Origin of the sequence: Paraburkholderia sp. EG286B, assembly GCF_040965655.1 — a bacterium.
Classification (GTDB): domain Bacteria; phylum Pseudomonadota; class Gammaproteobacteria; order Burkholderiales; family Burkholderiaceae; genus Paraburkholderia.
In genome coordinates, this window is the sequence record NZ_JBFRCF010000064.1 from 1 (window position 1) to 11,534 (window position 11,534).

Below are 11,534 nucleotides of genomic sequence, written 5' to 3' on the forward strand. Positions count from 1 at the left end.
CGGGCAGATCTGCACCATTGGACGATCGGTCTTCCGCCTGCGCCGCGGAGTAGCTTGCCACAGGCGACGTCACAACGTGTTTCTTCGGTGCGATCTGCGGCGGGCGCGCCGATTACTGCGCTAATGTAGAAACCGCTTGATGTGGCGAAAGTAAAGCCTAATTGTTGCTTCGCTCAGGCCGCGCTCGTGGCTCGCCCATCTGCAGTATTCATCCAGTTGCGACTGGAACGCGATCTGCTGTGCCGGCTGATGAAGACAGCCAAGATAGCGTAGCCAGCCGCGGGCGTTGACAATGATCCTTCTCCGTGTCCAGCGGCTGTCGAGATTGCAATGGCAGAGCTCATCACGATTTCCGCCAGAGAACACGGCCGATTCAATCGTGCCAATCGTGACCTGCAAGGCACTGCAAGCGACCCAGAGAATATCCCACGCTTTGCGCAGCACTGTTAGCTGCGAGTCACCTCGCTGCCTAGCAAGAAAATAGTGCTGAGAATCTCAGGAGCGCGCAATATGAGGTAATGTTAGAAGACCGTCACCAAGCGATACTGCGGTTTGAAGTTTCTGTAATGCCATGTTAAGCGTTGGCAACACAATTTCTTCTTGCTCCGCCAATTCCAACGTGTACCCAATATCCTTGGAAGCATTGGTAATTGAAACTGAAAGGACGTCTCTATCTTCGCTTAGAAGGAAGGTCACAAACTTCTGAAAAATGCCACTGTTAGTTGACCCCTGACTAACAATATCACGGAGGAGTCTCAGATCAATATCTGATTTTTTCGCCAGCTGACAGGTCTCAGCGACGACAGCAGCAATGCCCATCGTCATCCCATTATAGATGAGCTTGAGTTTATGACCGGCCCCCACGCCGCCCGCGTGAATTATCCCCTCGCAAAACGAGGCCACGACACCAGATACTGTTGGATAGATATGTAGATCTGCGCCGACAAGTGCATTGAGTTTTCCTTGAAGGGCCTGTTCAGGACTTCGCGTTACAGGCGAATCAACGAAATGGATGCCGCTTCGTGCCGCATCTTTTGCAAGAGCATGAGTTGATGAGGGCTTGGAGGTTGAACAGTCAATAATGACGCTGCCTGGCAACAAATATGCAAATAGCCCATTGGGTGGTTGGCAAATCGACTCGACCTCAGTACTCGAAGGCAAAGAGAGGACGACAATACCTATCTTCGCCATTTCTGCAACAGACATACACTCGCTAGCGCCCAACTTGAGCAAACAATCCACACCATTTCTATTTTTGTTTGCCATAACATGCAGTCGTGCACCATGACGTATCAGGTTTATCCCGATCCCCGTGCCAATCCGACCGACTCCGATCAGGGCGATATCTTTACCATCCACATTGGGTTCGGTACTTCGTATTAATCTCGACTCGTTCATATGCATCACACTTTCCTTTCAGACGTCGAATTTATAAGATTCCATTTTTTTCGAAAATACCCTCCAATTCGAAGTGGGAGCGAATGAGGTAATCCGGTTGGGCATCACGCAGCCGCGCATCGGAAACCGCGCCGCCGGTAATGGCAACGCTCTTGAGATGCAGAGTTCGTGAAATGCTGCATTCTTCTGGTGTATCACCCACAATAAATGTCAGACTTGGATCGATACCCATTTTTTTAATGTAGATGGCCAATTTTTCACCTTTAGTCACGTCCCCGTACTGAGTAGCACGATTATCGTAGGCCAGGACGTCAGTGATGTAATTCTGGATGCCCAGTCGTCGCAACGCAATCTTAATGGGGCCGCAAATGTGATTACTTAATACAATTACCCTCATGGAATTTTTCTTCGCCAACTTGAGCATCTCACTCACTCCATCTCTTGGCAAAACTGATCCAACACGGGATTCATAGTAATCGTGAAAAAGTGCGTTGCCATCGTTTTGAGCGATGGCAATTTCATTTTCGGTCAACCCCAAATTTCGATAGAGGACAGAAAATGGGAATTCACACTTTTCCTGGAAGGTGGCAAGATCGAGAGACGGCTTGTTGAACCGAAAAATAATTGAATTGATCGTCTGCAGTATAAGTTCCGTGTCATCGAGTAACGTGCCATTCCAATCGAGAACAAGTGTTGATTTCATTTTTGATCCACAAAGGTGCTTTTAAATTAAAAATGTCAAACTGTCTTTTCAACCACTATTTTGTGAAAATTTCGCGCCGCCATCCTCAGCCCGCTCTGCGTTGGCATACGCAACGTAAACGGCGAAAGATCGTTACAATCATCAGCACCAGGCAAAACTGCAATCAATGACCGCAGCGGCAAATAGGTGACGCTGTCTGCTTTGATGAATAGGGCAATTTCCTGCTCGATAATGCGAATCATGCTGGGGTCCATGTTCTGCAACGACAGGCCACATTGTCTTATGTGATCAGGCAACCTACGCCATATTTTCCAAAAAGCCAACTCCTCCATGTGCTGTATCCCAACGCCATAGTAGTTAGGTGCGATAATCGGCGGTGAGCCAATCATCCAATGGACGCCGCTTGCGCCTGCGTCGATGAGTTTTTGGGTTACATCTTTGCTGGTATCGGCGCGAATGAGGGCTTCGTCCACGATGACAATCATTCTTCCTGACACGCGAACATCAATAACTTGATATTTCTGGTTAATGAGTGACTTGCGTTGATGAGCATCACTGATCAGTGTGCGCTGGGATAAATTTAACCTGACGACTTCCGCCCTTTCATAATTTTCTGGATCTTTCTTGGATAGCTGTGAAAAAAGTCCGTCAGCATATGGTCTACCGGTATCTGGCATCGATGAAATAATAATCTTCTCCCTATGAGGGCCGTACCCGATCTTTTGAGGCACCAGCTCGCTCAGCTCAGAACCAATTTTGTAGCGCGTTGACTCATGGCATTGATTTTTGTTTTTTGTCTCAAGGTTTCCAATATATATTGACTCGAATGCGCATAGGGTAGCGGGATGTTTTTCGTCACCGACAAAATGATCCGTCAAAAGTCCGGTTTGCGCGTCGATTACCTTTATGTGACTCGGCAAGACTTCCTCGTATTCACCGTCAAAGTCAATGAAGGCCCCATTTTCTGATGCAAACAATATAAACTTGTCCGTCGTCGTCATGAAATCCAATGGGCGTATCCCCCCTTGATTCCTATATGCAACGAGGTTGCCATGCCCATCCAAAAGCAGAGCACTGACAGCCCCATCGATTCGAAGATCAATTTCTCGAAAAACTTTTTTATAGTTGATGGGCTCACCAAATTTCCAGTAGTCTCTTCTGCAAATTAATTCGACAAATCGCATGAAAATCTCGGCATCGTCATTTCCGCGTGGTAAGATGCCGTGTTTTTGTAGTTCATCTTTCAAGTCATGACCGTTAGCCAAAGCGCCATTTAGTGAAATAGAGATAAATGTGTTCTTCTCATTGTGATTGAATTCACTGTTTGATCGTGGTTGCACGTTAGACGGATCACTTTTTACTGGGGTATGACTATGAATGTGCGCCAAGCCTACAGAAGCAGGGTGGCTGATTGTTATGGAATATTCGCTTTGTTCTATAGGAATATATTTTGATGGGAGGCAATTTGAGCGATATCGCGTTGTGCCTGTTTTTTCCATAAACACTAATAGGTCGGCGCCGCATTGCCCCCTATTTGCCAGCTTTGCCGCCATCTTCCCCAGACGGCTAAGTACCGTTTCATCTGAAACACTGTCTGGTAGTTTAAATGCTGCTGCAATTCCTGCCATATTTTGTTTTCTCCTAGGTTCATTTAGAAGTACTGGCGAGTTGTGTAAAACGATGACTGACCGCTTCAAGACGCTTGTTCAGTGTTGCCTTTAAACTGCAGCATGTGATGCGATGCGCAACAAACCTTGTCAAATAGGCTCGATTGCCTCGCTGGCCGTTTGCTGCTCGCTGTACCGTTCGCTCCATTCCGGTGGTCAAGCTGTTGAGGTAATGCCTTACAAATTTTCGTCTCAAAAGATCGTGCATGGCACGAACCCGTTACTGCGGAAGCCTCAGCGGTGCGGGCGGCAGCGACCCGTTGTTTGCAAGTCTCATTCCAACGCTCTTTTCCGGTCAGATCCGCGCCCCTCAGGGTCAGCCTAGGCGTACATTCAAACCGGACAAGCCCGCCATTTGCTGGCTTAGAAGCTCGAACAACACGAGTCAAAGGGGCGTTAACGCCTGCCGTTCTCTGTAATCCCGGAAATGCGACCTCCACCAATACCGCCGGAGAAGCATGAGGAACTGCTCTGCTGCAGTGCAAAGGGAGGCAACGCTTACGTAGCCTCAACATACAAACCAGACAATTCCGCCAATTTGTTGCGCTACCGATTGGTGGCGCCGGGAATTCAGACAGGGGTGTAAGTAGAGGACTGGCTACTATCCACGGCGTCAGAATAGTTGTCGGTGTGCCAAGAAGGAAAGCGACCGAAGGTCGTCGTACATGCTGTATCCGTGATGCTTGACTCCCAGGGCGCGGCGCACGCCGAGATACTCACTGAGGGAGGTTCGTAACGTGCTCATTACATGCCTCCCGGCCAAGGTTGCGCGATACCTCGCAGTGCCCGGATGTCCACCTTTGCATAAATCTGCGTGGTATCGGTTTGGACATGGCGCAATATCTGACCAATCTCGTCCAGAGAAGCACCCTTACGCAACATGTTTGTGGCGAGGGAGTGGCGCAGCAGATGGGCTCCTTTGAATGCCGGATCGAGACCGGCGCGCGCGAGCGCCCGGCGCACTACATCGCAAATGGCGGCGGATCCGGAGAATCCGCATCGCGGGGCCCTGATGCGGACGAACACGCGCCGCGTCCGACAGGGAGGGCGAACGCAACGGAGATAGTGAACCAGTGCCGAGCCGACATCCTGCGGCAACGGCAATCGTTCTTGGCGGTCGCCTTTGCCGTGTACAACGAACTCGCCAGCCTGCCAGTCGAAATCATCCAGGGTCATCGCAACCACTTCGCCGGCGCGCAAACCGAGCCGGGACAGAAACAGCAGGATCGCGAAGTCGCGCTGGCCTGTCAGGGTGCTGCGGTCACAGCAGGTGAGCAGGCGTTCGACCTGATCGCTCGTGAGCGACATGGGTAGGTGAGACAACCGCCAGTTCGCTACGGCTGGCACCGCAGCGGCAAGATCCAATGTGATTGCGCCGCGCTGATGCAGAAAGCGCAAAAAACTACGCAACGCCGTGACCATTAACTTGGCATAGCTTCGTCGAAAATGGCTAGCTCGTTCAAGAATGAACCGGTGGATATCGTGCAAACGTAGTTCGTCAAGGCGTGGCTCCTGTCGCCCGAACCGGTGCACCAGAAAGCGTCGTACCGTGCGCCGGTAATTCCGCACGGTAGCGGGCTTGAGCCCGCGCTCTGAATAGAGGAATTGTGCGAAGTCACGCTCAACCTGTCCCAATGCGGTTTCATCGACCGTCTCAGGTGGCTTCGGTATACAACCGAGCCCGCACAGATATAGGAGCAGTTGCCATCCGGTGCGCTCATCGCCGCGCCGGGTGCCACGTCGGCGGTGGCGTGCGAGAAACAGCCCAAGCCGTTCCTCATCGAGGTCGGTGACTTGCATCTTGCGACGCTGAAGCCAACCACTGAGAGCAACGAGAAGTTGCAGCTTGGTCTTTACCGTTGACAGGGCATAGCCCTGACTTCCAAGGAACGTTGCGAATCCCTCAATATGGATGCTCAACGGGCCCGCACATGAACATGTCGCCCATGCTTCGCCAACACCGTTCCGCTCTGACATGGCCTGTCTGTCTCCTTGTAACCGGCAAACTCGCCAGCTATAGGAGACCACAGGATTATGCCGAGTCGCATGCCCACCAGGCGCGAGATTCGCCATACCGTCCGGCCATCTGTGAGAGGTACTCGGAATAATTCGCCGCGCGGAATTATGCCGGTAATTCCGAGGTCGGAATTACCGACATAGTTCGTGATGCTGCGGGTTTTGTCTGCAAAGAGGGTCTCGAAGTCGCAGTCAATGAAATCCATATAAACACCGCCTTCGTCGGACCCTCTGCCGTCGTTGATCGCCTGCTGGATGGCGATTTCAATGTAACGGGAGATGTCACTCGCGCTAAACGGGAAGTGCTTTGCCTTCTGCGCGATGACAGCCTCGGGCGATAGTCCGGCGGGAAGGTAATCGGCGAGGAACGGCTTGCCATTGCGGTCGGTCAGTCTGGGCTGTGCATCCCACAGATAGTTGCCGAACAGGTTGACGAACGGCGTGAGTGTGCTGACACCTGCCTGCATGAACTCAAGGTTGGCAAGCCGTGCGCCGGCAGGGTAAGCCATGGCGTATCCGTCGCCCGTGATGTGGGAGGGGTAAAGATTCTTCGCGAAGATCTGGCTGGCTCCGCCGGTGGTCAGGATGGTCGACTTCGAGCGGATGATGAGCGGAACGCCATCGGCGCCGAGCGCGATGACACCGACACATTGACCGTCGCGCACAATAAGATCGACGATCATGGTGCGGTCCAGCACACCGATCTGCCGCCGGCTGGCCTCCTGACCTAGCGCCTTGACGATCGGCTTGAAGTGTTCGGGGATCACATGGGAGCGGGGTCTGGATGAAAAACATGCCTGGAAGACGAGGTAGCCGTTCCCGCTTTTCTCGAACGTGACGCCGTACTTCTCCAGATACTGCATCGCGTCCCCGGCCTCCTGCGCGAGGATTCGGGCAAGCCGCGGGTCCGCCATGTCCTGTGCGGCATTCAGGATGTCCTCGACGAATACATCAGGGCCATCGCCGACCTTTCCGGCGTCGTCCGGCACGTTGAATGCACCCACCTCGGCAACGCTATGGAACGTTGCGCCGGACTTCCGGAATTCTCCCTTGATGGCGACGAGCACTGATGCGCCACTGGCTTGGGGGCTTCGAGCGCTGCGCGAAGGGCTGCGCCCCCGCCGCCGACGATCAATACATCAGTGGAAATGGCGCGTGATGGTTGGGTCATTAGGTTTCCTCTGTTATGCGGATCTTGACGAGGCCCGCGGCCTGCTGTTCGATGTAAAGCTGCTCATAAAAATGAAAGCGCTTTCGAATATCATTGTAGTGCAATGCGGTGAAGCCGGGAGATGGGTGTTAACGCTGAGCGTCTTGCCGTCGGTCATTTCGGGCCACGGGCGCGTGGTAGCGTCCTTGTTCGCGGCCTGGCGGTCGAACTGCGTGCGACCAGGCGGTAAGGCAGCGCCGTATTCAGCGGTATCGGCACCCCCTCAACTGCACTGACGAGGTAATCCGCCGCGGACCGACCAACTTCCGTGGCGGGTGTTGCAATCGTAGTCAGCGGGGGCTCAAGTTGCGCGGCGAGTTCGATGTTGTCGTCGAATCCGGTGACCGAGATGTCATGGGGCACACGCAGGCCCATGGTTCGCGCTTCTGCAAGAGCGCCGACCGCCAGCGTGTCGGTCGTGCAGATTACGGCTGTGATTACTGGCGCCGCGAGGAGTAGTTCGCGCAGGCCCTCGCGTCCCTGCGAGATGGAGTGGGCGCAGTTCACGACGCGGGACGTTTCCAGTGCGTGACCTGCCTCGCGCAAGGCACGACTCACGCCGGCAATTCGGGCTTTCGTGCGGTCGCTGGCGAGCTGCGTGTTGGCAACGACGCCAAATTCCCGGTGCCCAAGCCGCAGAAGATAGCGCGCCATGTCATAAGTGGCGCTCTCATTGTCGATGCCGATGGCAGGTACGCCCTGCTGTGACTCGCAGACGTAGGTTGTCAGAACGGGCGTGCCACTGCGCACGATCGTTTCGCAGGTTTCTGGTAGATGCGAATTCCCCACCAGGATCATGCCATCCACCCCGCGATCGATCAGCGTTCGCACCTCGTGAAGCTCGCGCTGCGGATCGTATTGCGAAGCAGCGATCAGCAGCGTGTAGTTCAACTCGGACAGGCGGCTTTGCAGCGCCTCGATGCCCGCTGCAAAGATGCTGGTGGCAAGCGTTGGCACGACGACCGCCATGGTGCGGGTACGACGGGATATCAGCGATCTTGCAGCGTTGTCAGGTGCATACGCCAAGGCTGATATGGCCTGCTGCACTTTCTGGCGGAGCACTTCGCGCACCTTGTCGGGGTGGTTGAGGACCCGGGAGACCGTTGCTGGCGACACATCTGCGAGGCGCGCCACGTCTGCGATTCTTGCCTTGCCGTTGCCGGAAGAGTCGGCGATCAGGTTCGCGATGTTTGCCATATTGTCGCTGCTGGGGCGCTGTTGTTGAACGTCGAGACCGCGATTCCCCGCCCGTCAGTCCTGAAAACCGACGCCGGCGAGGGGTGCGGCCGTTTACCCTGTCAACAGAAAATCTTGACAGTTTTCCTCTGCTGGAACAGCATACATGAAAGCGCTTTCAACAAACCAAAAAAGGGCTTCCTTGACGGGGCATGTTCGACAGGTGAGTTGCCTGGCGATGCGTCCACGCCGAAGACCGTCAACAGACGGTCGATCAAATTAAGTCAGTATGACTCCCATTCGGCAAGGCTGGCCGCCATGGGGAAGTTTGCGCGGGTTAGCATGGCTGCCAGAGCCGCATTGAGTGGCGACGGAACCGCCACTCAACGGTGTATTCCGCCGCGGAGGCCAGCATGGAAGACGATAGCACGTTGTATGTGGGGCTTGATGTCCACAAGGACTCGATCACGGTCGCCTATGCGATCGGCATGGGCACCGTCGAACTGTTCGGCAAGGTGGGCGCAATGCAGATTGATGTCGACCGGCTCTGCAAGCGACTGCAGCAAAAGGCACGGCACATCTGCTTTGTCTATGAAGCGGGCACATGCGGATACGGCCTGTATCGAAGGCTGGTCGACAAAGGCTTCGACTGCATGGTCTGCGCACCATCGCTCATCCCGCGCAAGCCGGGTGATCGTGTCAAGACGGACCGCCGTGACGCAATCAAGCTGGTGCGCTCCTTGCGAGCCGGCGACTTGCCGGCGGTACATGTACCAACAGTTGAAGACGAAGCGTTCCGCGACCTGGCCCGCGCCTGGTCGGCGGCTCGAGAAGACCTGAAGGCAGCACGCTGCAGGCTCAAATCGTTTCTGCTTGCCCACGGCGTCCATTATCTCGGCCGTCCCAACTGGGGACCGACACACCGACGCTGGTTAAGTACGTTCTCATTCGACAGCGCCTGGCAGCAACTGGCGTTCAACGAACATCGGCGCACGATTGAAGACCGGCTCGCGCAATGCGAGCGGCTGGAACTGGCATTGCGCGAAGCGGTAACTAACTGGCGGTTTTATCCAGTCGTACTTGCCCTGCAGGCCATGCGCGGAATCAACTTTACGTCGGCGATCGGACTGGTTTCGGAGCTGGGCGACCTTGCGCGCTTCGAACATCCGCGGCAGTTGATGGCGTGGATTGGCGTGACGCCTTCAGAACATTCATCAGGTGGGAAACGACGGCAAGGCAGCATTACGAAGACCGGCAACAGCTACGCACGTAAGCTACTGGTGGAATCCGCCTGGAGCTACCGGCATCCCGCCCGCGTAAGCATCGACATTCAGCGCCGGCATGAAGGTCTACCCAAACCGATAATCGATCGTGCATGGGACGCGCAACTGAGGCTGTGCAGGCGATTTCGCAAGCTCGTAAGCCGAGGCAAGACTGCACACGTCGCCATCATTGCTATCGCACGCGAGTTGGCTGGCTTCATCTGGGATGTCGGGCGACTGGGGATGTCACTCGCTCTGCCTCACAACGTACAAGCCGCATAACCGGAGCTTCTAAAAATCGACCAGCAGTGGAAATGCGAAGTTTCCTGAAGGCGGCGCAGCCCGGTATTCGAGTAATCCGCGACCGCGTTTGGCAACGGCGTCAGTCGACTTGCGTAGTAAGGAAGCGGCAGGCTCATGAGACGGACCTCTGTAATGCGGCAACCAACCCGCGAATATCAGCGTGATCCACCGTCGAGATTTACAGCTACGCCGCCCTCAGGAAATTGCGCGAACCACGGAGCAGATCATGAAAACCGATCCAGATTGACACCGGGAGTCATATCAACGCGGTGTTCAGGAGACAGATATGGAAGCAGGACTCGGTGGCACAAGGTCGGGAGGTTTTGCTGGCGCGCCGGCAGCGTCGGGCAGACGCGTGACGTGTGGTCTTGGGGGAGGCGTACTGCTCGAATGGTACGACTGGAACGTGTACGGGGTCATGGTGGCGTTCCTCTCGCCACATTTCTTTCCCTCCACCGATCCGGTCAGCTCGCTGCTTGCGGCGCTTGCCGTGTACGGTGCGGGATTCCTTGCGCCCCGTTGGTGCCGCCATTCTCGGACCGATCGCCGACCGGATCAGTCACAAGAGGGTCATGATGATTTCAGTCTCGGCCATGGCACTCTCGTCGTTGCTGATCGCAATACTTCCGACCTATGAACGCATTGGCACCTGGGCCGCATTCATTCTGTTTGCGATCCGTGTGATCCAGGGGCTGGCAACCGGCGCGGAGGCGGGCGTGGCGAATGCGATTGCCATCGAACTCGCTCCGCCGGGACGGCAGGGCCGATATCTCGGGCTCGTTAGCGGCACATTTATTCAGGCCGGGATTTTCGGTTCCACACTGGTCGCTTTTCTGGTCAGCGCATCCGTGACCCGCGCGGAGCTAATGGATTGGGCGTGGCGTATTCCCTTTGCTGTTGGCGGGGTCCTCGGGCTCGCTGTCATCTGGTTGCGCAGTGCCGTACCGGAGACGCTCATCAGGTCGGCCCTTCATCGGCGGGACGAACTTGAGCAGGTCCAGCAGACTACGGGCGGGGTATGGAAAACGCTCTGGAAGGTGCGGCTTTCCCTGCTGGCAGTCGTGCTCGTAATTGGGTCCATCCAGATTGCGAACTACGCGTGGAACACGGGGTTGCCGAACATGGCAAACGCCGTCTTCAACGAGAACAGCACGGCCGTCTTCGGCATCACGACAGCGATGGGGATCGTCTGGATCATTTCGGGACCGCTCATTGGGGCGCTCGCCGACAGGATCAGGCTCTCGCGTGCGTTCACGATCCTCCGGCTGCTGCTCATCCCTGCGTTCTTCGTCACGCTGCTCTACACCAAACCGAATGTCGCGCTGTTCGCGCTCATCATGATTGGCGGCGGCGCCATCGTCGGGTTCAACATGAGCCTCTATAACTATGTGGCGACGACCCTCATGCCGAAAAGCGTGCGCACGACCGGTGTGTCAGTGGGATACGCGCTGGGTGTGTCGATCTTCGGCGGGCCTTCGGCATACCTGCTCGTCTGGCTTCAGCACCATCATGCCGCGTGGATGTTTCCTGTCTACGGTTCGATCGTCACTGCGCTGAGCGTGGTGGTGTACTGGAGCGCCAAGCGCCGCGGGATGACCTACGCCGCGGACTGATCCATGCTGGACGGGCTGTGAAGTCCCACTAGTCCAGTGAACCAATGAAATTGCACTGATCTAATCTTACTGTGTCACATAATTAGTTGCGTGATCTATTGCCGTGCAGGAGGAGTTCCATCGTCGCATGAGCCGCAGTCCAAGCAGGATGCGCAATGTGGTAATGGAATCAGGAACGTGGCGTTG

9 protein-coding genes are annotated in these 11,534 nt (G+C 55.3%); 2 read left to right on the forward strand and 7 right to left on the reverse strand.

Translation table 11 applies throughout. The features are described 5' to 3' along the window. Window positions 1-120: 120 nt before the first annotated feature. From AB4Y42_RS42885 to AB4Y42_RS42915, 7 genes are all read right to left on the reverse strand, one after another. Entirely contained in the window at window positions 121-444 is a 324-nt protein-coding gene (locus tag AB4Y42_RS42885; RefSeq protein ID WP_368697740.1) for a hypothetical protein, read from the reverse strand. Window positions 445-495: 51 nt separating this feature from the next. Further along, window positions 496-1,404 carry an NAD(P)-dependent oxidoreductase gene (locus AB4Y42_RS42890; protein WP_368697741.1) on the reverse strand — a complete coding sequence of 303 codons (909 nt, stop codon included), beginning with the start codon at window positions 1,402-1,404 and terminating at the stop codon, window positions 496-498. A gap of 25 nt (window positions 1,405-1,429) precedes the next feature. Continuing rightward, entirely contained in the window at window positions 1,430-2,101 is a 672-nt protein-coding gene (locus AB4Y42_RS42895) for an HAD family hydrolase (RefSeq protein ID WP_368697742.1), read from the reverse strand. A gap of 35 nt (window positions 2,102-2,136) precedes the next feature. Continuing rightward, window positions 2,137-3,729, reverse strand: a complete 1,593-nt coding sequence (locus tag AB4Y42_RS42900; RefSeq protein ID WP_368697743.1) for a glutamine amidotransferase class-II — start codon at window positions 3,727-3,729, stop codon at window positions 2,137-2,139. A gap of 783 nt (window positions 3,730-4,512) precedes the next feature. After that, window positions 4,513-5,688 (reverse strand): site-specific integrase, encoded by a 1,176-nt coding sequence (locus AB4Y42_RS42905; protein WP_368697744.1) that lies wholly within the window; start codon window positions 5,686-5,688, stop codon window positions 4,513-4,515. Further along, window positions 5,685-6,851, reverse strand: coding sequence for an FAD-binding protein (locus AB4Y42_RS42910; protein WP_368697745.1), 1,167 nt, complete (start codon window positions 6,849-6,851; stop codon window positions 5,685-5,687). The genes AB4Y42_RS42905 and AB4Y42_RS42910 overlap by 4 nt, the downstream gene beginning before the upstream one ends. A gap of 257 nt (window positions 6,852-7,108) precedes the next feature. Next, window positions 7,109-8,191 (reverse strand): LacI family DNA-binding transcriptional regulator, encoded by a 1,083-nt coding sequence (locus tag AB4Y42_RS42915; RefSeq protein ID WP_368697746.1) that lies wholly within the window; start codon window positions 8,189-8,191, stop codon window positions 7,109-7,111. Between the two features lie 392 nt (window positions 8,192-8,583). Between AB4Y42_RS42915 and AB4Y42_RS42920 the strand changes: the two genes are divergently transcribed. Together AB4Y42_RS42920 and AB4Y42_RS42925 are read left to right on the forward strand one after the other, a co-directional pair. After that, the gene (locus AB4Y42_RS42920) at window positions 8,584-9,714 is read left to right on the forward strand and encodes an IS110 family transposase (RefSeq protein ID WP_368697747.1); all 1,131 of its coding nucleotides are present in this window, start codon (window positions 8,584-8,586) and stop codon (window positions 9,712-9,714) included. A 530-nt stretch (window positions 9,715-10,244) separates the two neighbouring features. Then, window positions 10,245-11,348 (forward strand): MFS transporter, encoded by a 1,104-nt coding sequence (locus tag AB4Y42_RS42925; RefSeq protein ID WP_368697748.1) that lies wholly within the window; start codon window positions 10,245-10,247, stop codon window positions 11,346-11,348. Window positions 11,349-11,534 lie beyond the last annotated feature (186 nt).

What these genes read in the sequence shown, in the direction of transcription:
- AB4Y42_RS42890 (WP_368697741.1), bottom strand. Translation starts at nt 1,404, where the DNA reads ATGCATATGAACGAGTCGAGATTAATACGAAGTACCGAACCCAATGTG.
- AB4Y42_RS42895 (WP_368697742.1), bottom strand. Translation starts at nt 2,101, where the DNA reads ATGAAATCAACACTTGTTCTCGATTGGAATGGCACGTTACTCGATGAC.
- AB4Y42_RS42900 (WP_368697743.1), bottom strand. Translation starts at nt 3,729, where the DNA reads ATGGCAGGAATTGCAGCAGCATTTAAACTACCAGACAGTGTTTCAGAT.
- AB4Y42_RS42915 (WP_368697746.1), bottom strand. Translation starts at nt 8,191, where the DNA reads ATGGCAAACATCGCGAACCTGATCGCCGACTCTTCCGGCAACGGCAAG.
- AB4Y42_RS42920 (WP_368697747.1), top strand. Translation starts at nt 8,584, where the DNA reads ATGGAAGACGATAGCACGTTGTATGTGGGGCTTGATGTCCACAAGGAC.